This is a genomic window from Pantoea sp. KPR_PJ, assembly GCF_041386365.1.
In the GTDB taxonomy this organism is placed as follows: domain Bacteria; phylum Pseudomonadota; class Gammaproteobacteria; order Enterobacterales; family Enterobacteriaceae; genus Pantoea.
The window spans coordinates 134,551-158,887 of record NZ_JABMIK010000004.1; the positions used below are offsets into that span (position 1 = coordinate 134,551).

At 53.8% G+C, this 24,337-nt stretch carries 25 protein-coding genes; 16 read left to right on the plus strand and 9 right to left on the minus strand.

Going from position 1 to position 24,337, the window contains the following annotated elements:
* The first annotated feature begins 49 nt into the window (after nt 1–49).
* From HP564_RS11135 to HP564_RS11160, 6 genes are all read left to right on the plus strand, one after another.
* Nucleotides 50–772, plus strand: a complete 723-nt coding sequence (locus HP564_RS11135; RefSeq protein ID WP_371242970.1) for an RNA polymerase sigma factor FliA — start codon at nt 50–52, stop codon at nt 770–772.
* A gap of 38 nt (nt 773–810) precedes the next feature.
* Nucleotides 811–1,230, plus strand: a complete 420-nt coding sequence (gene flhD / locus HP564_RS11140) for a flagellar transcriptional regulator FlhD (protein ID WP_371242972.1) — start codon at nt 811–813, stop codon at nt 1,228–1,230.
* Between the two features lie 142 nt (nt 1,231–1,372).
* Entirely contained in the window at nt 1,373–2,257 is an 885-nt protein-coding gene (motA, locus tag HP564_RS11145; RefSeq protein WP_371242974.1) for a flagellar motor stator protein MotA, read from the plus strand.
* Nucleotides 2,254–3,237 carry a flagellar motor protein MotB gene (motB, locus tag HP564_RS11150; protein ID WP_371242976.1) on the plus strand — a complete coding sequence of 328 codons (984 nt, stop codon included), beginning with the start codon at nt 2,254–2,256 and terminating at the stop codon, nt 3,235–3,237. Before motA ends, motB begins: the two co-directional genes overlap by 4 nt.
* Nucleotides 3,224–5,242, plus strand: a complete 2,019-nt coding sequence (cheA, locus tag HP564_RS11155; RefSeq protein ID WP_371242978.1) for a chemotaxis protein CheA — start codon at nt 3,224–3,226, stop codon at nt 5,240–5,242. The genes motB and cheA overlap by 14 nt, the downstream gene beginning before the upstream one ends.
* A 24-nt stretch (nt 5,243–5,266) precedes the next feature.
* Nucleotides 5,267–5,782 carry a chemotaxis protein CheW gene (locus HP564_RS11160; protein WP_371242980.1) on the plus strand — a complete coding sequence of 172 codons (516 nt, stop codon included), beginning with the start codon at nt 5,267–5,269 and terminating at the stop codon, nt 5,780–5,782.
* A gap of 410 nt (nt 5,783–6,192) precedes the next feature.
* Here the strand turns inward: HP564_RS11160 and HP564_RS11165 are convergent, their stop codons facing one another.
* On the minus strand, nt 6,193–7,008 hold the full coding sequence (locus HP564_RS11165) for a flagellin (protein ID WP_371242982.1): 816 nt from the start codon (nt 7,006–7,008) through the stop codon (nt 6,193–6,195).
* Between the two features lie 421 nt (nt 7,009–7,429).
* Here HP564_RS11165 and fliD point away from each other — a divergent pair, with 421 nt between their 5' ends.
* The 3 genes from fliD (at nt 7,430) to HP564_RS11180 (ending at nt 9,750) form a co-directional block, all read left to right on the plus strand.
* The gene (gene fliD, locus HP564_RS11170) at nt 7,430–8,923 is read left to right on the plus strand and encodes a flagellar filament capping protein FliD (protein WP_371242985.1); all 1,494 of its coding nucleotides are present in this window, start codon (nt 7,430–7,432) and stop codon (nt 8,921–8,923) included.
* 75 nt (nt 8,924–8,998) lie between these two features.
* The gene (fliS, locus tag HP564_RS11175) at nt 8,999–9,403 is read left to right on the plus strand and encodes a flagellar export chaperone FliS (protein WP_371242987.1); all 405 of its coding nucleotides are present in this window, start codon (nt 8,999–9,001) and stop codon (nt 9,401–9,403) included.
* The gene (locus tag HP564_RS11180; protein WP_371242989.1) at nt 9,400–9,750 is read left to right on the plus strand and encodes a flagellar protein FliT; all 351 of its coding nucleotides are present in this window, start codon (nt 9,400–9,402) and stop codon (nt 9,748–9,750) included. Before fliS ends, HP564_RS11180 begins: the two co-directional genes overlap by 4 nt.
* Nucleotides 9,751–9,767: 17 nt before the next feature.
* Here the strand turns inward: HP564_RS11180 and HP564_RS11185 are convergent, their stop codons facing one another.
* From HP564_RS11185 to fliE, 8 genes are all read right to left on the minus strand, one after another.
* The gene (locus tag HP564_RS11185; protein WP_371242991.1) at nt 9,768–10,172 is read right to left on the minus strand and encodes a flagellar protein FlhE; all 405 of its coding nucleotides are present in this window, start codon (nt 10,170–10,172) and stop codon (nt 9,768–9,770) included.
* Nucleotides 10,169–12,265, minus strand: coding sequence for a flagellar biosynthesis protein FlhA (gene flhA / locus HP564_RS11190; RefSeq protein WP_371242993.1), 2,097 nt, complete (start codon nt 12,263–12,265; stop codon nt 10,169–10,171). The genes HP564_RS11185 and flhA overlap by 4 nt, the downstream gene beginning before the upstream one ends.
* On the minus strand, nt 12,265–13,410 hold the full coding sequence (flhB, locus tag HP564_RS11195) for a flagellar biosynthesis protein FlhB (RefSeq protein WP_371242995.1): 1,146 nt from the start codon (nt 13,408–13,410) through the stop codon (nt 12,265–12,267). The genes flhA and flhB overlap by 1 nt, the downstream gene beginning before the upstream one ends.
* A gap of 37 nt (nt 13,411–13,447) precedes the next feature.
* The gene (gene cheZ / locus HP564_RS11200) at nt 13,448–14,089 is read right to left on the minus strand and encodes a protein phosphatase CheZ (protein WP_371242997.1); all 642 of its coding nucleotides are present in this window, start codon (nt 14,087–14,089) and stop codon (nt 13,448–13,450) included.
* A gap of 4 nt (nt 14,090–14,093) precedes the next feature.
* A complete protein-coding gene (gene cheY, locus HP564_RS11205) occupies nt 14,094–14,483 on the minus strand; it encodes a chemotaxis response regulator CheY (RefSeq protein ID WP_371242998.1) in 390 nt (129 codons plus the stop codon).
* A gap of 89 nt (nt 14,484–14,572) precedes the next feature.
* Nucleotides 14,573–15,619 carry a chemotaxis response regulator protein-glutamate methylesterase gene (locus HP564_RS11210; protein ID WP_371243000.1) on the minus strand — a complete coding sequence of 349 codons (1,047 nt, stop codon included), beginning with the start codon at nt 15,617–15,619 and terminating at the stop codon, nt 14,573–14,575.
* Entirely contained in the window at nt 15,616–16,434 is an 819-nt protein-coding gene (locus HP564_RS11215) for a CheR family methyltransferase (RefSeq protein WP_371243002.1), read from the minus strand. The genes HP564_RS11210 and HP564_RS11215 overlap by 4 nt, the downstream gene beginning before the upstream one ends.
* A 269-nt stretch (nt 16,435–16,703) precedes the next feature.
* Nucleotides 16,704–17,030 carry a flagellar hook-basal body complex protein FliE gene (fliE, locus tag HP564_RS11220; protein WP_371243004.1) on the minus strand — a complete coding sequence of 109 codons (327 nt, stop codon included), beginning with the start codon at nt 17,028–17,030 and terminating at the stop codon, nt 16,704–16,706.
* Between the two features lie 270 nt (nt 17,031–17,300).
* On the opposite strand from fliE, the gene fliF reads away from it, so the two are divergent.
* From fliF to fliL, 7 genes are all read left to right on the plus strand, one after another.
* Nucleotides 17,301–18,962: a flagellar basal-body MS-ring/collar protein FliF gene (gene fliF, locus HP564_RS11225; RefSeq protein ID WP_371243005.1), complete on the plus strand. Its 1,662-nt coding sequence runs from the start codon at nt 17,301–17,303 to the stop codon at nt 18,960–18,962.
* Nucleotides 18,949–19,935, plus strand: coding sequence for a flagellar motor switch protein FliG (gene fliG, locus HP564_RS11230; RefSeq protein WP_371243007.1), 987 nt, complete (start codon nt 18,949–18,951; stop codon nt 19,933–19,935). The genes fliF and fliG overlap by 14 nt, the downstream gene beginning before the upstream one ends.
* Nucleotides 19,922–20,632, plus strand: coding sequence for a flagellar assembly protein FliH (locus HP564_RS11235; RefSeq protein WP_371243009.1), 711 nt, complete (start codon nt 19,922–19,924; stop codon nt 20,630–20,632). The genes fliG and HP564_RS11235 overlap by 14 nt, the downstream gene beginning before the upstream one ends.
* A complete protein-coding gene (gene fliI / locus HP564_RS11240; protein ID WP_371243010.1) occupies nt 20,629–22,008 on the plus strand; it encodes a flagellar protein export ATPase FliI in 1,380 nt (459 codons plus the stop codon). The genes HP564_RS11235 and fliI overlap by 4 nt, the downstream gene beginning before the upstream one ends.
* Nucleotides 22,009–22,010: 2 nt before the next feature.
* A complete protein-coding gene (gene fliJ, locus HP564_RS11245; RefSeq protein ID WP_371243012.1) occupies nt 22,011–22,460 on the plus strand; it encodes a flagellar export protein FliJ in 450 nt (149 codons plus the stop codon).
* A complete protein-coding gene (locus tag HP564_RS11250) occupies nt 22,457–23,683 on the plus strand; it encodes a flagellar hook-length control protein FliK (protein WP_371243014.1) in 1,227 nt (408 codons plus the stop codon). Before fliJ ends, HP564_RS11250 begins: the two co-directional genes overlap by 4 nt.
* A 144-nt stretch (nt 23,684–23,827) precedes the next feature.
* Complete coding sequence (gene fliL, locus HP564_RS11255; RefSeq protein WP_371243016.1) at nt 23,828–24,337, plus strand: flagellar basal body-associated protein FliL; 510 nt, start codon at nt 23,828–23,830, stop codon at nt 24,335–24,337.

Below are 24,337 nucleotides of genomic sequence, written 5' to 3' on the forward strand. Positions count from 1 at the left end.
GCAATCGATAATAATAAAATTCTGTCTTACTGTGCTGGAATGAATTATTTTGGACGAAATCTATACCGCGGAAGGTATTATCGATAAAAATGCCTTGTGGTTAAAATATCGTTACTGGGTGCGCAGGGAAGCGTTAAATTTGCAGGCCAGGCTACCTGCCTGTGTAGAGCTTGACGATCTTATTCAGGCGGGCGTGCTGGGGTTACTCAGTGCCATCGATAAATATGATGCCAAAAAAGGTATTGCGCTTAGCACTTATCTTGGCCAGCGTATTCGCTGGGCGATGATTGATGAGCTGCGCGAACGTGACTGGGTACCCAGGCGCGTTCGCAGTAATTCCCGCCAGCTTTCCGCTGCTATTCAGCGAATCGAGCAGGAAACAGGCACAGCAGCATCAGAAGCGGAGGTCGCGAAAGCGATGGGGGTGTCGCTGGCGGAATATCAGTCGATGCTGGCAGAGAGCAACAACAGCCAGATCTATTCGCTGGATGAGCTTCAGGAAACGTATGGCGACAGTTTCGAACAGCCAGGCAGCGCGCATGAGGCGTTAAATCCACTGAACGACACGCTTTTTACACGACTGGCTTCGCAAATCAGTCAGGAGATTAAACATCTGCCTGAACGGGAGCAGTTGCTGCTTAATCTCTATTATCAGCAAGAGCTCAATATGAAAGAGGTCAGCTATATTCTGGGCGTCACCGAAACGCGGGTTAGCCAGCTGCATAGTCAGACCATTAAACGTATCCGCGCCCGCCTGGATTTACACAATTAGGGTCGCTTGCGCTGATATGTTTACGCATAACGCAGGAGTTGAAAACCAGTATGAACAGGATTCAGGCGGGGATAATAAGCTATGAGGATCGACTGCAAAGTATTTATGTATTGAATCTCTCATATTTATTACTTGCTCAGCGACTGATCCATCAGGATCGCTATGCCGCCAGCTTTTCACTGGGTATGAGTGACGAGCTTATCGATATTATTCAGGATTTACCACTGCCCCAGCTTATTCGGCTGGCCTCAATTGATCGGCTTATCTGTCAGCTTCGTATTGATGATGAGGCTGTGCTTAATTCCGTGACGAAAAGCTCACGACTTGAGGCGCTACAGGGCATGCATACCGGCATTATTTTATCGACCCGATTGCTCAGTTCAGTTGAAAAAAAAGAGAGTGCAATACTGGCAGCCAGCACGCCTGGCTATTTTTGCGGTAGTGCAAAGCAAAACTAAACGCGTAATACCAGCGCTGCGCTTCTTATGAACTGAACGCGTGCAGGTCATCTCAGGCGCGGGAGTGCATCATATTACTTTTATATCCTCACACTTCGCGCTTAAGCAAAATTAAACGCCTGTTAAGAGTAAAGGGGTCATTGTGCTTGTCGTTTTGGGCTATATCGTTGTTTGTGTTGCCGTTCTGGGCGGTTTTTCGTTAGCCGGTGGTGAGTTGGGCGCACTCTATCAGCCAACCGAACTACTTATTATTGGTGGGGCAGGCGTTGGCGCTTTTATTGTGGGCAATAATTTTAAGGCGATCAAGGCAACGCTAAAAGCGCTCCCGCTGTTATTTAAAGGTTCGCGCTACAGTAAAGCATCCTATATGGATATGCTGGCGTTGCTTTATCTGCTGCTGACCAAAGGGCGTCAGAACGGCATGATGTCGCTTGAGGCGGAAATAGAGGATCCGCAAAGCAGCGAAATATTCACCCGCTATCCACGGTTATTAGCCGATCCCGTCATTATGCTTTTTATTGTGGACTATCTGCGCCTGATGATCAGTGGCAGCACCAATCCCTTTGAAATTGAAGCGCTGATGGATGAAGAAATCGACACGGCAGAGCATGAGGCTGAAATGCCTGCCGAGAGCCTGGGCGCAATGGGTGACGGCTTACCCGCCTTTGGTATTGTCGCCGCCGTGATGGGCGTGGTTAATGCGCTGGCATCGGCCGATCGACCTGCGGCGGAATTAGGTGAACTGATTGCCCATGCCATGGTGGGAACCTTCCTGGGTATTTTGCTGGCGTACGGGTTTGTTTCTCCACTGGCTACCGTTCTGCGGCAGAAAAGTGCTGAACAGAGCAAAGTGTTGACCTGTATTAAAGCGGTGCTGATGGCAACGGTTAACGGTTCTGCACCGCAGATCGCCATTGAATTTGGCAGGAAAACGCTTTGTTCAAGCGTCAGACCCACGTTTTATGAACTGGAAGAGCATGTTCGACAGGTGAAAACCTCTGCACAAAGCACGGAAGCAAGTGAATGAATAAGAAAAACCACGCCGCCATTGTGGTTCGCAAAAAAAAGGGAAACAAACATGGCGGTCACCATGGTGGCTCGTGGAAAATCGCCTATGCCGATTTTATGACGGCGATGATGGCCTTTTTTCTGGTCATGTGGCTTCTCTCTACTTCCTCGGCAGAAGAACGCGAGCAGATTGCGGAATATTTTAAAATGCCGCTGAGCATGGCGCTGGCGCACGGCAATAAGTCGAGCATGAGCAGCAGCATTATTCCCGGCGGCGGTGATGATGTGGTGAAACAGGAGGGCGAGGAGCTAAGAAAAACGCTGGATAAGCTGGATCAAAAAAAGCGCAATGATGAAAACCTGTCCAGCCTGATGCAAAAACTGCAAAGCCTGATCAAGCAAGACCCGCGTCTCAGTAATTTTCAGTCCAATCTGCGCCTCTCCTTAACGGACAATGGCTTGCTGGTTCAGATTACCGATAGCCAGGATCGCCCCATGTTTAAAATAGGCAGCCGCGAGCCGGAGCCTTATATGCGGGCTATTTTAGCGGCGCTTGCGCCAGCCCTGAATGAATTACCTAATCGTATTACTATTTCTGGTCACACTGACTCTCTGCCGTATGCCAACGGCGATGCGGCCTACAGCAACTGGGAGTTGTCGGCCGATCGCGCTAACGCTTCACGACGCGCGCTGATTCAGGGCGGCCTCTCGGCCGGGAAGTTTTTGCGTATTGTCGGCATGGCCGACAGCGTCAGTGTTTACAGTGTTGACCACAGTAATCCGCTTAATCGCCGCATAACCATTCTGGTGCACAGCAAAAAGAAAGAGAGCGAAATCCTGAATGAAGATGCGTTACTGAACCAACTCACGTCGACGCCGGACAGCGCCCAACTGAAATCGCAGTTAACTATTCAACCTGTTGATGCAAATCGCACCGGTAGGGCTGCTGACACGCCAGAAAAACACCAGGAGCAAACGCGGAAAGATGGACATAACTGATTTTTATCAAACCTTTTTCGACGAGGCCGATGAGTTGCTGGCAGATATGGAAAAATATCTGCTGGATCTTGACCCGCTTTCTCCCGATAAGGATCTGTTAAATGCAATATTTCGCGCCGCTCACTCAATAAAAGGCGGTGCCGGAACCTTTGGTTTTCATATTCTTCAGGAAACCACGCATATTCTTGAAAACTTACTGGATGCCGCTCGCTGTGGGAAATTAATGCTCACTGCTGACATTATTAATTTGTTTCTTGAGAGCAAAGATATTATGCAGGAACAACTGCACGCCTATAAATCTTCGCAGGAACCAGATAGTAAGCGTTTTGATGCGATTTGTGAGGCGCTGCGCCAGATAGCCCTCGAGAGCCGTGAGGGTGAGACCGCGGAGCCCGCTCCCCTACAGGCGACGTCACCTCAAGCCGATCAGACCGTGCCGGAAACGCTGCCCGATGAGACCACTTTAGCCAGAGGCAAGGATCTGCTGGTTTCGCTTCTGGCAATTAAAGAGCAGGACAAAGCGCCTCTGACCGAGGAGCTGGCAAATTTAGGCACTATCCTCAACGAACAGCATCTGGCTGACCAGCTGAACATTACGCTCAGAACCACGGCCAGCGAAGAGGATATTGTGGCGGTGATGTGCTTTGTACTCGAGCCGGAGCAAATTGTCGTGACCCCCGTGCCGCAGGCGGATAGCCAGACGACGCCTGAGCCGATCACCGCGCCCCACCGCGCGGCAGACCCAGCCAAACCGGTCTCTGAAACCGCCTGTCCGGCGACAGTCAGAGCAACGGCGCCGGCTAAAGCGGCGGCCAGCGAAAGCGGTAGTATTCGCGTTGTGGTCGATAAGGTTGATCAGATCATTAACCTGGTCGGTGAACTGATTATTACGCAGGCGATGCTGACGCAGCTTACTTCCAGGCTCGACCCTGCACAGCATGATGCACTGATTAACAGCGTGATCCAGCTGGAGCGTAATGCGCGCGATCTGCAAGAGTCGGTGATGTCGATTCGTATGATGCCGATGGAGTACGTCTTTAGCCGTTTTCCACGGCTGGTACATGATTTGGCCGGAAAGCTGAACAAAGACGTGGAGCTGACGCTACTTGGCGGCTCGGCAGAGCTGGATAAAAGTCTGATTGAAAAAATTATCGATCCGCTGACGCACCTGGTGCGTAACAGTCTGGACCACGGTATTGAGCCGATTGAGGTGCGGCGCGCCAAGGGAAAAGCAGAGAAGGGGAACCTTATCCTCTCCGCTGAACACCACGGCGGCAACATTGTGATTGAAGTGATTGACGATGGCGCAGGGCTGAACCGGGAAAAAATTCTGGCCAGGGCAAAATCGCAGGGCCTGTCGGTTAGCGAAAATATGAGCGATGAAGAGGTCTGGATGCTTATTTTTGCGCCGGGCTTCTCTACGGCAGAGAAAGTGACGGATGTCTCCGGGCGCGGCGTCGGTATGGATGTGGTGAAGCGAAACATTCATGAGATGGGCGGCTATGTTGAGATTCGCTCTGAACAGGATAAGGGTTCGGCCATTCGCATTATTCTGCCGTTAACGCTGGCGATCCTCGACGGCATGTCGGTTCGCGTGGGCGAGGAGATCTACGTGCTTCCCCTGGGCACCGTGATGGAGTCGCTGATCCCCTCCGAGAAAGCGCTCTATCGCATGGCAGGAAACGAAATGATGTTGCAGGTGCGCAAAGAGTATTTGCCGCTGGTTGAGCTGCGCAAGGTATTTGATCTCTCCGGGGAAGAACAAGACGTGACTGAAGGCATTGCCGTGATTGTCCAGAGCGCCGGATGCCGTTACGCCTTACTGGTGGATCAGCTTGTCGGGCAGCATCAGGTTGTTGTGAAGAATCTGGAGCTTAACTATCGCAAGGTCCCGGGTATTTCCGCTGCGACCATTCTGGGGGATGGCAGCGTGGCGCTGATCCTTGATGTCGCTGGTGTGGCGGCGCTGGCAAAAAATAAGCGTCAGCTGCAAAAAACGCATTAACTGCACGCTTTTTAAGGTGAAAAGATGAAGCAAACCGATTCAACTAATCAATATGGCGACGAGCGCGATACGGCAGGGCATGAGTACCTCATATTCCGACTGGGCGAAGAAGAGTATGGCATTGATATTCTCAAGGTACAGGAGATACGCAGCTGCGAGCGGGTAACCCGCATCGCCAATTCGCCCGATTTTATTAGCGGCGTGACAAACTTGCGCGGTGTTATTGTCCCGATTGTCGATCTCCGCGTTAAGTTTTCTCTGCGCAGCGCATTGTTTGAAGATAATGCCGTGGTGATTGTGCTTAATTTTGGCTATCGCGTTATTGGTATTATTGTTGATGGCGTCTCCGACGTGATGACGCTCGCCGAACGCCAGATTCGTCCGGCGCCAGAGTTTTCGGTGATGCTCTCAACGGAATATTTGCAGGGGCTGGGCTCGGTGGACGACAGAATGATCGTTCTGGTCGATATTGAAAAACTGCTTAACAGCGAAGAGATGGAGCTGGTTGAACAAAGCATGTCACTTGCCGACGGCTCTTAATAACGTGGTCCCGCTCAGGCTTGCGGCATGCGGGCCTGATTTTTTCCTGCCATTGCCTCTCTTTTCCTCGCTTTCTCTCTTCTTCTCTTCCTCTGCCGTTCATCTCTCTGTGCGTTGTTATCGCGGCTGAATCATTGCGGCGGTACGCCGCGAGGTTGTGAACTAAGGCAGCAGGAGGACGATGACAGCGGGCGGGAGAAAAGAGAAGAGATTGGGCGCAAATTCTTCTCTTCCTCTGCCGTTCATCTCTCTGTGCGTTGTTATCGCGGCTGAATCATTGCGGCGGTACACCGCGAGGTTGTGAACTGAGGCAGCAGGAGGAGGGTGACAGCGGGCGGGAGAAAAGAGAAGAGATTGGGCGCAAAAAAAAGCCCGACATAGCGTCGGGCACAGTATCAGGCGGTCACCGATTAGCGCAGCAGTGACAGCACGTTCTGAGGAACCTGGTTAGCCTGTGACAGCACAGAAATACCGGCTGACTGCAGGATGTTTGCACGGCTCATATTAGAGACCTCGGTGGCAAAGTCTGAATCCTGAATACGTGAACGTGATTCAGACAGGTTATTAACCGTGCTGTTCAGGTTGTTGATAACGGAGTCAAAGCGGTTCTGGGTCGCACCCAGACCAGAGCGCAGTGAGTCAACCTGTGCCAGCGCTTTATCAACGGTATCCAGCAGTTTATCGCTGTCGGTCGCTGTGGTTACATCGAAATCTTTCATACCCAGTTTTTCAGCGTCCATCTGGTTCAGGGTGATGTCGATGGTCTGGCCGTCGTTTGCACCCACCTGAATGCTCAGGGTCTGATCGGTGCTCAGCACTTTCACGCCGTTGAATTCGGTCTGTTCAGAGATGCGGTTGATTTCAGACAGGCGCTGCTTAATTTCGTCCTGAATAGATTTTTTATCGCTTTCAGAGTTGGTACCGTTTTTAGCCTGTACGGTCAGACGGCGAATGTTCTGCAGGTTGTCATTCACTTCGTTCAGCGCGCCTTCGGTGGTCTGCGCCAGAGAGATACCGTCGTTGGCGTTACGAGAAGCCTGAGTCAGGCCATTGATGCTGGCAGAAAAACGGTTACTGATTGCCTGACCCGCGGCGTCATCTTTTGCGCCGTTAATGCGCAGGCCTGAAGAGAGACGCTGAATAGCGGTGCCCAGTGAAGACTGAGAGCGGTTCAGGTTATTCTGAGCCATCAGGCTAAGTGCGTTGGTATTAATGACCTGTGCCATCTTAAATTCTCCTTTTCATCATTAAGGTTTGAAAATGTCATGCGCCGTTGTCTCGCATATTCATAACTATCGGGACATGCAAAATATTCTGAAATTATTTTTTTCTTTTTATTTTTATTTGCCTGGAAAGTGTTCGCTGTGCGTGGAAGATAATAAGAAAAGCGTAATGCTGTAGCAGGATTTCTTTCAGCGTTAATTTTTTTTGAATGAGGTTAATTAATCTTTTTTTTGTGATTATGACCTGAAGAAGAGTAATGAATGTTGGCTTTTAATGTTTCATTGCAGTGAGTTTTTTTATTTTTCTGTTATCTGCCTCAGTGGAGGAAAACGATATTTCGTGTCGGGTGTTTATTTTTTCTTTTTCAGGCCGATATTTTACAGAGACAGAAATAAACATTCCTTTCATCCCTGAGGAGGGAAAATGGCGGCAGTTTCAAGTTCTTTTTCAGTCATCGGTGTGGGTACTGGCGGGATCGATACAGCCAGTATGCTGGCGCAGTTACAGAGCGCTGAGCAAACGCGCCTGACCCCCTATCAGCAGCTGCAATCCAGCTACAAAAATAAAATCTCGTCCTGGGGGAATATCTCCAGTCTGATGACCAAACTCCAGACATCAGTGAAAAAGCTGAATGGCGAAGCGTTCAATACTCTGACGGTCAGCACCAATACCTCTTTTACCGCCACGGCGACGGACAAGGCCAGTGCCGATGCGCACTCTGTGACCGTTGAGCAGCTCGCCACGGCGCACAAGCTGAGGACGCAGGGCTTCAAAAGCGCCGATGCGCAGCTGGGGACGCAGACCAGCAAAGAGGCCACGCGTACCCTCACGATCCAGCAGGAGGATGGCAAATCAATGACCATTACCCTGAAAGACGACCAGACCTCGCTGAATCAGATCGCTAAAGCGATCAACAGTCAGTCTGGCAGCGTATCGGCTTCTGTACAGCGTAATGGCGATGGCGAATATCAGCTGATGCTGAGCTCAAAAAAAACCGGTAACGGCGGCAAAATGAGCGTGAGCGTGGATGGCGACAGCGATCTGGCTGCGGTGCTGAACACCGCTCACGGCGGCAAATCGGCGAATAACGCTGACAGCCAGACGGATGCCATGAGCCAGGTCACGGCAGCGCAGGACGCGAAGGTGACCGTAGACGGCACAGAATATACGCGTTCAAGTAACAACATCAGCGACATCATTAATGGCGTTACCCTGAGCCTGAAATCCGTGACCAAAGACAAAGAGCCAGAGCAGTTAACCCTGACTGTGGATACCTCAGCCATCAAGACAACGCTGCAGGATTTTGTCAAACAGTACAACGCGCTGCTGACGCAAACCAGCGCCGACAGTAAGTACGTCAAGGCGGACACCAGCAGTCAGGGACAAAATACGGTGGCGACGCAAAGTAGCGCCAGCGGCGCCCTGATGGGCGATGCAACGCTGCGCGGTATGGTGAGTGAACTCCGTTCCAGAGTGAATGGCTGGTACGGCGATGCCAACAGCGATAACGCTTCCTTTGGCGCGCTGGCGGATTTGGGCATTACGATTGATGCCCAGAGCGGCCAGATGACCCTGAACGAATCGAAACTGGATAAGGCCATCGCATCTGATGCGGATGCCATCGGCAAAATGTTCAAAGGCAGCGGGAATACAGAAGGGCTGGCGACCGCGCTCGGCTCCGTTATCACGAAATACGTAGGCGATACCGAATCTAAAACCAACGGCGTGATCAAAACGGCAACCGATAACCTGAACAGCCAGCTGAAAAATATCGGTACGCAGATTACTAAAACACAGGCGCTGATCGATTCGCAGGTTAACCGCTACCGGGTGCAGTTCCAGAATCTGGACTCCGTGATGTCAAAGCTGAACAGCATGAGCAGCTCTGTGAATGCGCTGATGGCCTCCATCTCCTGACGGGGCTGAGGGTCCGCTTTCTGTTTGTTTCACCTGAGCAGGGCATCTGGCCCTGCCTGTTTTCAGGAGATGATTATGCATTACCAACAGGGTCCGCAGGCTTATGCCCGGATCTCTCTGGAAAGTAAACTGGCGGGTGCCACGCCGCATCAGCTGATCGCCATGCTGTATGACGGCGCACGCAGTGCGCTGCAGCGTGCCAAAATTTACCTTGAAGACGGCAACGTACCGAAGCGCGGTGAAATGATCTCTAAGGCGATCAATATTGTCGATAACGGTCTGCGTGCCGCGCTGGATCATGAAAAGGGGCAGCATATCGCGGCCGATCTGGAGCGTCTCTACGACTACATTTCCCGGCTGCTGATGCAGGCCAACCTGCACAGCGATCTCAGCAAGCTGGAGGAGGCGGATAAGCTGTTGGCGGATATAGCGGACGTCTGGGATCAGATTGCGCCGCACAGACAGGCCGGTCCGCTATGACGACGGCAGCGATGACCTCACCCGCCGCGCTGCTGCAGCTTAACCATCAGATGCTGGAGTCCGCCAGGCAGGAAGAGTGGGAGCGCTTTTCCACGCTGTCACAGGCCTATATCTGCGCGCTGGAGCCGCTGATTGCCGCTGCGCAGCAGGCCGAGTGCCCAACCACCAGACAGACGCAGCTTGAGCTGTTACAGCAACTCCACGCCAGCGATGCAGAGATCGCCCAGCGGTTACAGGCGCGCCTTACCACACTTAGCGAGGCGATGGACCGCCTTCAGCAGAGCAAAAAATGCTGTAAGGACTACGCGGCACAGATGCCTCGCCGCCTGTTTCCTGACGCCCTCTGAACGCGGTCCGTCACGGCTTACATCGAATAATAGTTCAGGGTAAGCCGGTTATTCACCACCTGTAGCGGTGGTGAAAGAGGGCCGCGACTTTCAACAGCATAAACAAAACGAAACGTCTCGCGGGCTGACAGCGCGATCGGTACACGCTGCTCGCCGGAAAGGCCCGGCAGAGGAAAGCAAATACTGGAGGTGCAGAGCTTGATCTGCAGCCCCAGCGGGGGCGGACTGAGCAAATCGATATGCCAGACAAAGCGATTGACCACGGCTGATGCGGGCAGATCGGCAGGGGCAGTCAGTGGACGGCTGACTAAAATCTGGTTACCCACGCTGACGCTGCCGCCCACGCTGCTGGCGCTCCAGCTGCCGCTGACTGCCTGGGCTGTCAGCGTCATGAAAAGAAAGACTAACGGCAGAAATCTCACTGTGCTCCTCCAAGGGTGCAGGTCATATGAACGGTACGATCGGGGCTGATCTCATAGTTGGAGAGCACCACCAGCTGCGGATAAACCCGTCGCAGAAAGCGCGACAGCATCAGACGCAGGGGTTGATTCACCAGCAGTACCGGCGGCATGCCCCGTGCACTCTGCTCACGGATGGCTTTGCCAGTTTGTTCCACAATCCGCTCTGCAATCCCCGGCTCCAGCGCGCTGCTGTTCTGCATCGCCTGAATCAGCAGGCTTTCCAGCTGTGGATCAAGTCCGATAACCTCAATATCGACATGGTTGCCGAACCACTGATGGGTAATGGCACGTCCCAGCCTGATGCGTACCTGCGCCGTGAGTTCATCAGCATCATTCTGGTGGCCTGCATGCTCTGCCAGCGTATCGATGATGGTCCGGATGTCGCGAATAGCGATATGTTCTGCCAGCAGGTTTTGCAGCACTTTATGAAACAGCGAAAGCGAGATCGTGCCGGGAATGAAATCTTCTACCAGCTTTGGCATCTCTTTGGTGACGCGCTCCAGCAGCTGCTGCGTTTCCTGGCGGCTGAACAGCTCGTCGGTATGCATTTCAAGCAGGTGGTTGAGGTGCGTCGCAATCACCGAGGCGGGATCCACCACCGTGTATCCCATGGTTTGTGCGCGCTCGCGCAGCACCTCATCAATCCAGACCGCGGGGAGTTGAAAAGCGGGATCCAGACCGGGAAGGCCCTCCAGTTCTCCCTCCGCGCAGCCGGGGTCGATAGCCATCCAGCGCTCAGGGTTGACCTCGCCGCTGCCAATCTCCACCCCTTTCAACATAATGCGGTAGGCGGTGGGGGAGAGATCAAGATTGTCGCAGATATGAATAGCGGGCGGCAGAAAGCCCATTTTTTGTGCGAATTTTTTACGAATACCGCGAATACGCGTCAGCAGCTGGCCATCCTGCGCGTTGTCCACCATCGGGATCAGGCGATAGCCCACCTCCAGCCCGAGCACATCCTCCAGTTCTACGTCTGACCATGACGCCTCTGCAATCTGCGCGGCGTCATGAATCGCGCGGCTTTCCTGCGTCGATGACACTTTCTTGCCCGGAGATTCATGCATCTGCTGACCGCGTAGCCACCAGGCAAGGCCAAGCAGGGCGGCGGTAAACAGAAGAAAGATCAGATTAGGCATGCCAGGGATAATGCCCAGCAGGCCGATCACGCCAGCGGCAAGCAGCATCACGCGTGGGTTATTGAACAGCTGGCTCACCATCTGTTCACCTACATCGCTCTCGGTAGAGACGCGCGTAACAATGACGCCGGCCGCCGTGGAGATAATCAGCGCCGGTATTTGTGCAACCAGGCCATCGCCAATGGTGAGCAGCGTGTAGGTCTGAGCCGCATCGGCAAACGACAGGTCATGCTGCACGATACCGATAATCAGCCCCCCTACAATGTTGATTGCCATGATCAACAGGCCTGCGATGGCGTCACCGCGCACAAACTTACTGGCACCGTCCATTGAGCCGTAGAAGTCTGACTCCTGGGTAACGTCGCTGCGGCGGCGTTTGGCTTCCTCTTCACCGATTAACCCGGCGTTGAGATCGGCATCGATAGCCATCTGCTTGCCGGGCATGCCGTCAAGAACAAAGCGTGCACCGACTTCGGCGATACGTCCTGCCCCCTTGGTGATCACCATAAAGTTAATAATGATCAGAATCGCGAAGACAACAATGCCGATGGCAAAGTTGCCGCCAACAAGAAAATGCCCAAAGGCTTCTACGACGCGTCCCGCTGCGCTGGCACCCGTATGGCCCTCCATCAGAATGATGCGCGTCGACGCGATATTCAGCGCCAGGCGAAGCAGGGTGGAAAAAAGCAGCACGATGGGAAACGAGGAAAAATCGAGCGTGTTCTGGGTAAACATCGCGACCAGTAAGATCATCAGCGACAGCACGATGTTAAAGGTAAACAGCGCATCCAGGGCAAAGGCCGGTAATGGCAGTACCATCATGGCCAGAATCATCATGATCAGGACAGGGCCTGCCAGAATTTGCCACTGCGTCTTCTTCAGGTCGGGTAAACGTAATTTAGAGGTCAGATTAGCCATTACTCTTGCCCCTCATGGGCGAAATCGAGTGCCGCTGGCACGGTGAGGTTTTCAGGTTTTTTCGGCTTGCTGCCGCCCGCCTGATGCCAGCGGCGCAGGTTATAGACCCAGGCCAGCACTTCAGCGACGACGCTGTAAAGCTCGGCCGGTATCTGTTCGCCAATCTCGCAGTGGCGGTAGAGCGCACGCGCCAGGGGAGCGGCCTCCAGCATCGGGATCTGACAGGCCGTGCCTTTTTCACGAATACGCAGCGCGATATCGCCTGCGCCCTTCGCCAGCACCACCGGCGCGGTCATTTTTCCCTCTTGCCAGCGGATGGCGACGGAATAGTGGGTGGGGTTGTTGATAATGACGTCCGCTTTTGGCACATCGTCCATCATGCGCCTCTGCGCCAGCGCACGACGCATCTGCTTGATCCGTCCTTTCACGTGCGGATCGCCTTCGCTCTGCTTAAACTCGTCGCGGATCTCCTGACGGCTCATGCGTAACTTTTTGACATGGCTCATCAACTGATAGAAGACGTCATAGCCGACCATCGGCGTCAGTGCGACGATCACCACGATCAGGCAGTGGGAAATCAGCGTGCTGGCGTCCCGTAATCCTGCGGAGAGCGACTCATTCACCAGCAAAATAAAATGCTGCTTATTCAGGATGAAATAGGCGCCGCAGGCGCTACCCACCAGCAGCGCTTTCATGACGCTTTTCACCAGTTCAGAGAAAACCTGCATTGAGAAGATGCGCTTAACGCCTTTCAGGGGCGACAGGCGCGTGATATCCAGCTTCAGCGATTTTGTGCTGAAATAAAGGCCGCCAGTCAGGGTGCTGGCGGCAATGCCAACGCAAAACAGCCCAAGCATCACAGGCAGTAGCGCACTCAACATCAGCGATAACAGCGTACCGGCACGGCGCAACATGGTGACCGGCTCGGTCACCAGCAAGCGGTCAAATATCAGGCCATCATGCAGTAGCTGGACTAACTGTTCAGCGGTATGCCTGCCGGTCAGCGAGAGCAGGGACCAGCCCGCCAGCAGCATAAGCCAGGAGGTCAGCTCTTTTGAGCGTGGAATATTGCCCTCTTCCCGTGCTTTTTGTCGTCGCTGGGGGGTGGGTTCCTCGGTTTTTTCTACGTCGCTCTCTTCAGACATATCTTGTCCTGACGCCACCTGTCATCATCTGTTGCGATCAAAAGCCGAGATCGGCTAACAGATCGTCCACCTGGTCCTGGGTGGCAACCACCCCCGTCTGGTTTGGCGAAATCTGCGGGCCGTTTTTCAGGATCACCTGCTCCTGACTGTCGGCATCGGCCAGACCTGACATGTTTTCAATCAATACCTGCACAAGTTCTTTCTCAATCGTTTCAATCAGGTGCATCATGCGCTGGATGACCTGACCCGTGAGATCCTGAAAATCTTGCGCCATCATAATTTCAGTCAGTTCCGCATTGGTCTGGCTGGTGAGTGCTGGCACCTCCTGTAAGAAATGACGGGTGTCGCTGACTAATTCCTTCGCAACAGGCAGTTCCACCGGCGCCTCAAACCAGGCATTCCAGCGTTCGGAAAGATGTGTGGCCTGCTCGTTCATTTGGTCCTGCAAGGGGCGCGCCACCTCGACGCAGGTCAATGCCCGATCGGCCGCCTGAGATGTTTTGCTGACGATATAGCTCAGACGATCCCGGGTGTCGGGGATCGCCTCCGCCGCGTCGATAATGGCGCGCTCCAGTCCCAGACTGGTCATGCCGTTACGCAACTGGCGCGTCAGATGCCCGATGCGTGAAAAAATGCTTTTAAAATTATCTGCAGCGGGATTGATGGGCGTTGTTTCCACGTCATTACCATCCGATTTTTTCAAAAATTTTATTGAGCTTCTCTTCCAGCGTTGCCGCGGTGAACGGTTTTACTACGTAGCCGCTTGCCCCCGCCTGAGCCGCTGCAATAATGTTTTCTTTTTTCGCCTCGGCGGTCACCATCAGTACCGGCATCGTGCTCCAGGCCGGGTTATTGCGAATCGCCGTGAGCAGTTGCAGCCCGTCAACGTTTGGCATATTCCAGTCGCTGATGACAAAATCAAAGGCGCTCTGCTGCATTTTATTCAGCGCATCCTGGCCATCCTCAGCCTCTTCTACATTATTGAAACCGAGATCCTTCAGTAGGTTACGCACGATGCGGCGCATGGTGGCAAAATCGTCAACGACTAAAAAACGTAAATTTTTATCAGCCATAAAGTAAATATCCTGATTAAAAAGTGCGCGGATTATGCGCGTTGATGAATGAGAGCAGGCCCTGACAGCGTACGGGCGCTGCCGCAGCGCTAAATTCTCCGTGCCTGTCCGACAATATTGTTCAAGAGGGCTGTGGCCATCTGATCGAGATCGACAATGTCACTGACGGCATTGAGGGCAATAGCCTCGCGTGGCATACCGTACACCACGCAGGAGCGCTCACTTTGTGCCAGGGTTCTGGCACCGGTCTGATGCAGGGCGAGCAGTCCCTGCGCGCCGTCATGCCCCATGCCGGTGAGGATCGCCCCAACGGCATTACGACCCGCCGCGCTGGCAACCGAATGAAACAGCATGTCGATGGAGGGGCGATGACGATTTACAGGAGGCGAGTCATTCAGCCGCACGTGGTAGTTGGCGCCGCTGCGGTAAAGCTCCATATGGCGGCCACCCGGTGCAATATAGGCGTGGCCGGGCAAGACGCGTTCGCCATCTTCACCTTCTTTCACCGTGATCTGACAGATTTTGTCGAGTCGTTCTGCAAAGGAGCGCGTAAAGCCCGCAGGCATATGTTGTGCAATCACAATACCGGGGCAGAATGCAGGCATTGGCGTGAGGAGATGGCGCAGCGCCTCTGTTCCACCGGTAGACGCGCCAATGGCAATGATTTTTTCACTGCCAATCAGCGGCGCACTGGTAAGGTTCAGAAGCGGTGGCCGACGCGTGTAGCGATGCACCTGCGCTCTGGCGGCCGTGCGAATCTTTTCAGCGATAAGTTCACTGTATTTCAGCATGCCTTCATGCAGTTCCATGTGGGGCTTGGTGACAAAGTCCACCGCACCCAGCTCCAGTGCGCTAAGGGTAATGTCGGAACTTGTGCTGGTCAGAGAGGAGATCATAATGACCGGCATAGGGCGCAGCCGCATCAGTCGTTCAAGAAAATCGAGGCCATCCATGCGCGGCATCTCGACATCCAGCGTTAGCACATCGGGGTTGTACTTTTTAATCAGGTCGCGCGCGATCAGGGGATCGAGCGCGGTGGCCACCATTTCCATATCGGGTTGCTGATTAACAATATCGGTCATGATGCGGCGAATCAGCGCCGAGTCATCAACGCAGAGTACGCGTATCTTGCTCATACCCTGTCCTTCGCCAGACGATAGACAGACCGACCTTTCAGACGGAAGGGGCTGTCCATATTGTTGAACTGTTCTGAATGACCAACAAACAACAGTCCCCCGGGCTTCAGTAATTTCGCAAAGCGATTGAGCAGGCGTGACTGGGTGGATTTATCAAAGTAAATCATCACGTTGCGGCAAAAGATGGCGTCAAAGGGCGCGGGAATGTCCCACTCTGCGGCAATCAGGTTAAGCGGCTGAAACTGCACGGCGTTTTGCAGAACAGGTCTTACCTTGACCAGGTCAGGCCGATCGTTGTCATTGCGGCGCAGGAAATAACTTTTTTTCTGCGCCTGCGTCAGGTTATTGATATCTGACAGGCGATAGGTTCCCTGACGCGCTTTCTCCAGCACCTGAGTATCAATATCCGTTGCCAGTATGCGCGGCCCGATCATCGTCTGGCCCAGCACTTCATCAAGCGTCATGGCGATAGAGTAGGGTTCTTCTCCCGTTGAGGCGGCGGTACACCAGACGCTGTATCCTGCCCCTCTCTGGCGAGCATGTTCGGCCAGAATCGGGAAATGGTAGGTTTCACGAAAAAAAGAGGTTAAGTTTGTTGTCAGCGCGTTGATGAAAATTTGCCATTCGCGATTATCGGATGAGCCTTCCAGCATCTGAATATACTGGCTGAATGTATCCAGGGTGAGTTCGCGTAACCGAGGTGCAAGTCGATTATAAACCATATCCTTTCGATGGCTGGCAATAACAATGCCCGCCCGTCGATGTATCATTTCAATGATTTTGTTTAACTCTGGCTGGGTCATTTTATTCTGCATGTGTGGGCTGCTAATTTTCATCTTGTTTTATTTGTTAGAACCATCATGCCAGACCATTAAAATAGTTAAGCTGACCTGCTATGTTTTTTGTCTCATCCAGGGAACCAGCGCGGGTGGAGTGCCTTATTGTTTATCCGGCAGGCAAGCGTAAATGGCAGACTGTTAAATGCCCTTAAAAAAGAGGTAATGACAATTTTGCTGGTGATCCAATGGCAGTGAGCGTCTTTTCAGGCAAAGAAACCTGTTATTCATTAACATTTCACTGTGTTTTACAAAGGCATGTTCATAATATCCTGATAGGCGCTAACCATTTTGTTACGTACCTGAACGCCCAGATTGAGGGCCAGCGTCGATTTCTGGAGTGAAACCATAACATCATTGAGTTCGATGCCTGATGCACCGCTCATATAGGCGTTTGCCTGATTCATGGCGTGATTCTGCATCTGATTTAGCGCGTGAACACTTTCTGATAAAAAGTCAGAAAAGGGGATGCGGTTATCCGCAGCGAGAGACGTGCTGCTGTTATTCACTCCCGCAATCTGACGGGCCTGAAACTGAATCTGATCAATGATACCGCGCATTGAATTAACAGACATAGGTTATGCTCTTCTTCACGTTATCTGACGTTTTGTTAATACCAGTTGAACCTCAGTATAATAACAGATAGCCGTAATAAATATAATATGAATAGCTGTCAGAAGTTTTAGCTTATTAACGGTTAAAGTCACCGTTAATTTGTACATAATACGCGGCCTGATTTGATTCGCTTGTATGCTCTCATGGCATGAGTGCTTACCAATGTATGCCCTATTAATAATTAATTTTGTGTTTACATTGTGACATTTTATTTATTACAGGAACATGGCATGAATGCCGAAATTAACGGTAATAACAAAAAAATTACACCTGACCTGAAAGCCATGCTGGAACAGCTTCGTTCCAGTCCTAGAGTTATCTTTATTATCTCTGCCGCAGCGGCGCTGTCGATTATTATCGCGCTTATTTTCTGGGCTAAAGCGCCAGAGTACCGCGTGCTTTACAGCAATATCAGCGACCAGGACGGTGGAGCCATTGTCGCTCAGCTCACCCAGATGAATGTGCCTTACCGCTTTGATGAGCGTCACGGCGCGATTATGGTGCCGGGAGAACAGGTTTACGACTTGCGCCTCAAGCTTGCCCAGCAGGGATTGCCAAAAGGGGGCTCTGTGGGATTTGAGCTGCTGGACAGTGAAAAGTTTGGCATTAGTCAGTTCAGCGAACAGATCAACTTTCAGCGTGCGCTGGAGGGGGAGCTGTCGCGCACTATTGATATGCTGGGACCGGTAAAAAATGCCCGTGTGCACCTGGCGCTGCCTAAAGCGTCACTGTTCGTCAAAGAACAGAAAGCGCCTTCCGCCTCGGTAACGCTCACCCTGACGGGAGGAAGAACGCTTGATGAAGGCCAGATTAATGCCATCACCCATCTCATCTCCAGTGCTGTACCGGGCATGTCCGCCGATCGCGTCACCATCGTCGATCAAAACGGCCATCTGCTGACGCAAAGTGGCGAAGGCGCAACGCAGACATCGCAGCTTAATTACACCCATAAAGTGGAAAGTGACTATCAGAATCGTATTCAGACGATCCTGGCGCCCATTGTAGGCAGCAACAATGTACGCGCGCAGGTCACGGCGAACATTGACTTCTCTGTTAATGAACAGACGGCTGAACAGTACCAGCCTAACAGCTCGCCGGATAAAAAAGCGATTCGCAGCCGCCAGAGCAGCGGTAGCGAACAGGGCGGTAAAGCGGCAGTGGGCGGAGTGCCGGGTGCCCTGAGCAACCAGCCCCCTGTGCCCGCCTCAGCGCCCATCACGCAGGAGACGACGTCAGCAGGCGCGCAGGAGAGTGCGCAGCGTATCCCCTTTAGCTCGCACAACGATGAGACGGTTAACTACGAGCTGGACCGCACGCTCACGCATATCCGTCAAAGTCCCGGCGCGATCCAGCGGCTCTCTGCGGCGGTGGTGATCAACTATCTGCCCGACAAAGAGGGAAAACCAACCGCGCTTAGCCAGGCACAGATGGAACAGATCAATACGCTGGTTAAAGAAGCTGTGGGCTTCTCTTCCCGTCGCGGCGACACGGTGAGCGTAGTCAACTCTCCCTTCAGCGCCCCAGAAGAAGAGCCGGGCGTACCGCTCTGGCAGCAGCCACAGACTATCAGCCTGCTGCTGGAAGCGGGGCGCTACCTGTTTATCGCTCTCATCGCGTGGATGCTCTGGCGGAAAGCGGTACAGCCTTTCTGGATCCGGCATCACGAAATGGCTCTGCAGCGGCTGGAGATGGAGAAAGAGGCGCGCCAGGCCGAGCGGGATGCGCAGTTGCGTCAGAAAGAGCACGCCGAGGCGGCGAAGGTGCAGCAGCGCGTGGACACCGAAATCGCCACTCAGCATTTACGTAATATGGCTGAGCAGGAACCGCACGTGCTGGCCGCCGTGATCCGCAGATGGATGATGAGGGAGCAGAAAGCAAATGAACGCAGCTGAAAAATGCGCACTGGTGATGTTAACACTGGGCGACGAGTGTGCAGCGGAAGTCTTCAAACATCTTTCGTCACATGAGGTCACCCAGCTGAGTAGCGCCATGTTCCATCTGAGCGGCGTCACTCATGACAGTCTGGCCAGCGTCATGAAGGAGTTTGAGCGCGATGTTAAAGACTTAGCAGCGCTTAACTTCAACACCAACGATTATCTGCGCAATGTGCTGGTTAAAGCCCTGGGAGAAGAGCGGGCATCAACGCTGCTCGAAGAGCTGCTGGATTCCAACTCGAGCATCAACGGTCTCGAAACCCTGAATGTCATGGAGCCGCAGTCGGTATTTGATGTCATTCGTGAAGAGCATCCGCAGATTATCGCCACCATTCTGGTGCATCTGAAGCGTAATCAGGCGGCTGATGTGCTGGCGAAATTTGACGAGCGCGAGCGTAACGACATTATGCTGCGCATCGCCACCTTCGGCGGCGTACAGCCTGCGGCGCTTCAGGAACTGACAGAGGTGCTCAATAACCTGCTGACCGGGCAAAATATGAAGCGCAGCAAAATGGGCGGGGTGCGTCCGGCCGCAGAGATACTGAACCTGATGAAATCGCAGCAGGAAGAGGCGGCAATCAGCGCCGTGCGCGAATTTGATCAGGAGCTGGCACAGAAGATCATCGACGAAATGTTCCTGTTCGAAAATCTGGTCGATATTGAGGATCGCAGCATTCAGCGCCTGCTGCAGGAGGTCGAGCCGGAGTCACTCATTATTGCTCTGAAAGGGGCCGAGCCGCCGCTGCGCGACGCCTTCTTCCGCAATATGTCGAAGCGTCAGGCGGACATTATGCTGGAAGACCTTAATTCACGCGGACCGGTGCGCATGTCTCAGGTCGAAGCTGAACAGAAAAATATTCTTATGATTGCCCGCCGTCTGGCGGAAAGCGGCGAAATCGTCATCGGCGGAGGTGATGATGTCTACGTATGATCGTGACGAATGGCAGCTCTGGCAGCCTGAAAGGCTGCTGGAACAGAGCGAGCCGTTGAGCGTCAGCCCGCCGTTGCCTGTGGAAGAGCGCGATCCGCTGTCAGACAGGCAGTTCCAGGCCGAGCTGCTCCAGTTGCGGCAGCAGGCGGAGCAGGAGGGCTATGCCGCAGGCGAACGTCGCGGCAGAGACGAGGGGCACGTCCAGGGCTACCAGGCGGGTTTTGAGCAGGGTAAGCAGGAAGGGAAAGAGCAAGGTGCAGCGGAGAGCCGCGCTGAACAGCAGGCGTTAGTTGCTCGTTTTACCCGGCTGGTTAATGAATTTCAGGCGGCACTCGACAGTCTCGACAGCGTTATTCCTGCACGACTGGTTCAGTTTGCGCTGAGCGCCGTGCGCGCCATGCTGGGTAAACATATCGTTATTGATACCTCCCAACTGCTGGAGAAGATCCGCCTGCTGATGCAGGAAAACCTGCGTTTTACTCAGCCTGTTGAACTGTGGGTCAGTCGGGATGATTTTTCTCTGGTCAGCGAGCAGTTAGGCGACGTCCTGGAGTCGCACCGCTGGACGCTCAGTGTTGATGACACCATGCTGCCTGGCGGCTGCCGCATTACGTCAGAAGAGGGCGAACTGGATGCCACGCTGGCAACCGGCTGGCAGGCCCTGGTTGAGATCAGCAAAAGAGACGATTTGGCATGAGCACGCGGCTGAAAAACTGGGTTGATGCCATCAGGGTGCGTGAACAAGGTATCGAGTCGCTGCCGCCTTATCGCCGCTATGGCAAGCTGGTGCGCGCCACGGGCCTGGTGATGGAGGTGACGGGGCTGTCACTGCCTATTGGCACCCTTTGCCTGATTGAGCGAACCAGCGGTGGCAAAACCGACACGGTAGAGGGCGAAGTGGTCGGGTTTAACGACCGTACCCTCTATCTGATGCCGCTGGAAAATGTTGACGGCATTTTGCCAGGCGCACGCGTTTATGCCTTGCCTGATGCCCAGTTCAGCGGCAAACAGCTGCCGTTGGGTCTGACTTTGCTGGGGCGGGTGCTGGACGCCAGCGGGCGACCGCTTGACGGGCGACCCGCCCTCACGCAACAGGAGACTGGCTCGCTGTTTAGCGCGCCTTTCAATCCGCTGCTGCGCGATCCGATTAAAAACGTGCTGGATGTAGGCGTGCGCGCCATCAACGGTCTGCTAACCGTTGGACGAGGGCAGCGTATGGGCCTGTTCGCCGGATCGGGCGTGGGGAAAAGCGTACTGCTGGGCATGATGGCGCGCTATACCAAAGCGGACTTTATCGTGGTGGGGCTGATTGGCGAACGTGGCCGTGAGGTAAAAGACTTTATTGAGAACATCCTCGGTGAGGAGGGGCTGAGCCGTTCGGTGGTTATCGCTGCCCCTGCCGATGTCTCGCCGATACTGCGTATGCAGGGGGCGCTCTATGCGACGCGCATCGCGGAAGATTACCGCGATCGCGGCATGAATGTTTTGTTAATTATGGATTCGCTCACGCGCTATGCGATGGCGCAGCGTGAGATAGCACTGGCGATCGGGGAGCCCCCCGCCACGAAAGGCTACCCGCCCTCGGTGTTTGCCCGTCTTCCCGCGCTGGTGGAACGCGCCGGTAACGGGATCAAGGGCGGCGGATCGATCACCGCGTTTTATACCGTCTTGACCGAGGGCGACGATCAACAGGATCCCGTGGCAGACTCGGCGCGCGCCATCCTGGATGGGCATGTCGTGCTGTCACGGCGGCTGGCGGAAGCCGGCCATTACCCGGCCATTGACATAGAAGCCTCTATCAGCCGTGCGATGACGGAGTTGATCACGCCGTCGCATTACAGAAAAGTGCAGCGCTTCAAGCAGTTGCTCTCCGCGTGGCAGCGCAACCGCGATTTGATCAGCGTGGGAGCCTATGCCGCAGGCAGCGATCCTTTGCTGGATAAAGCGATTGCCTGCTATCCCGAGATGGAACGTTTTCTACAGCAGGGGATCCGCGAGTGCAGCGACTATGCTGGTGCGTTCGCCCGGCTGGACGCGCTGTTTCCTGACCAACCTGATCCTGCGAGCGAGTAATCATGGCGATATCCTCTCCTCTGGAGATGCTGCGCGAAAGGGCAGAAGAGAAACTCAACGATACCACGCAGCAGCTCGGCGAAGTACGCCAGCGTTATGAACAGGCACGCGCTCAGCTTGAGCAGCTCAGACATTATCAACAGGACTACCAGCAGCAGCTGGTCGCGCGGGCGGCAGAGAGCGGCATTCCGGTTACCCACCTGCTCAACTACCAAGGATTTATCCACTCCCTGAGGAAAGTCACGCAGCACTATAACCATCACGTCGTCGCCTGCGAGCAGGCCGTCGAGCAGGTGCTGGGGGACTGGAAAAAGGATCATCGTCGACTCAATGCTTTCAATACCCTTAAAAGTCGTGCGGACGATGCGGCCAAATTAAAAGAGAGCCGGCAGGAGCAAAAAATGATGGATGAATTTGCCAGTCAGCTCTTTTCAAGGAGATCCTCTGTATGACACTCGCAACGATACTGGCACTGACGCCACCAGCAAGGCGTTCCTCTTGCTCTGAAGCGCTCCCCGCTACGGCTGACAGCACTTTCGCCAGCCTGCTAAATGACAGGAAAGGTGCGGGACCGAAGCCCACCGGCACCAGAACGCCGGCGGCCACTGACGCCCGTACCGCATCCACGTTGCCCGCAGCGAAAGCCGAGGTAGAAAAGGCGCGCGAGGCCGATGATTCGGATGTTGAGAGCGTGCTGCTGGCGATGCTCAACCTGACACCAGTGGCAATGGCCGCAGCTGATGACAAGGAAAGCCCGACGCTGACAGAGCGTGCCGGGAGCGATCGATCATCAGCCTCAACGACGGCAGGCGATGCGCAGGCGCTACCGCTGCCGCCAGTGACCGTCGTTGATGATTTATCTTCTTCTGCAGCGCAAACCGATAACGGGCTGAATGCGCTGGATGCCACGCCGGTTAACACCCGTGAGACAACACTGGCCTCCCCCGAGGAGAAAGGCGGCTGTCACGGGGCATTACCGGCGCACGTTAGCGTGGCGGAAACCGCATCGTTAACCTCCAGCGAGGCAAAAGCGGTGCAGGTTGACCAGCCCGGGGACGTGATGCCGTTGAAGCGGGCGGCATCTGCTTTCGAGGTCGCCAGCGCGCCGCTGAAAGAAGAGATAAGCGCTGGCGTTGAGCCGCCAGAAGCCAGAATGCAGGCACTGCATATGCCCGCTTTTGCTGCGCAACAGACCCGTGATGACCTCTTCAGCGCGCAGGCACAGAACAGCGGTGTCCTGACTGAAACAATGGGCACCCTTGCCTGGCAGCAGTCGCTGGGGCAGCAGCTGGCCTGTTTTACACGTAATGGTATTCAGCACGCGGAGCTGCGGCTACATCCTGAAGAGCTGGGCTCGCTACACATCAGCCTGCAGCTGAAAAACGAACAGGCGCAGCTCCATTTTGTCTCGGCCAGCCATCAGGTGCGCGCCGCCCTTGAAGCCGCCGTTCCCCATCTTCGCACCTCACTGGCGGAGGCGGGCATTGAACTGGGCCAGAGCAGCGTGGGCGCAGAGAGCTCATCCTGCTGGCAACATTCAGGCGATCCTTCATCCCATGCCCGGCCGCACGTGGCCAGCCAGATAGCGCAGGATGAGCGAGGCCTGCCTGAAGAACCGATCGAAAATGTTACCAGAACCCTTATCTGTAATAACGGAATAAATACATTTGCCTAATTAGCTCGCTTAATTGCCAAAGTATTAGCAGTAATTCTCCTTTTTAAATCAATTACCCTGAGGGCGGATATAATAGAATGCTCCGCTCATCAGAGGTGCGTCTTTTCAGACCTGACAGTATTATAAACAGGACCGTTCACTATAATGTCTAAAACACAGCAAAAAGCATCTGGAAGCAAAAGTAAAAGCTTCTTTATTATTGTTATTATTATGTCATTAATTGCTGGATTATGCGGGGTGGCGGGTTACACCTTTTATGAACTGAATAAAATGAAAAGCACCATGCAGAGTAGCGGTGAAGATAAGGTACCTGAGCAGGTAGCGTCCCCGCCGGCCCCTCCTGTTTATGTCACGCTGGAGCCGTTTACGGTAAGTCTTAAGCCCACGGGAAATGACGATAACCGGGTGTTGTATATTGGCTTAACGCTGCGTCTAAAGGATGAAAAAGCGAAGGCAGAGCTTGAGAAATTTATGCCAGAAGTCCGTAGTCGTCTCTTGCTTTTATTTTCTCAGCAAACCGGAGAAAACCTGGCGACTGAACAGGGTAAGATCGATTTGATGAATAATACAAAAGAGGTGACGAATCGCCTCCTGGCCGCGCATCAGAGCCTGGTTATCACCGATGTATTATTTAATGCGTTTATTTTACGGTAA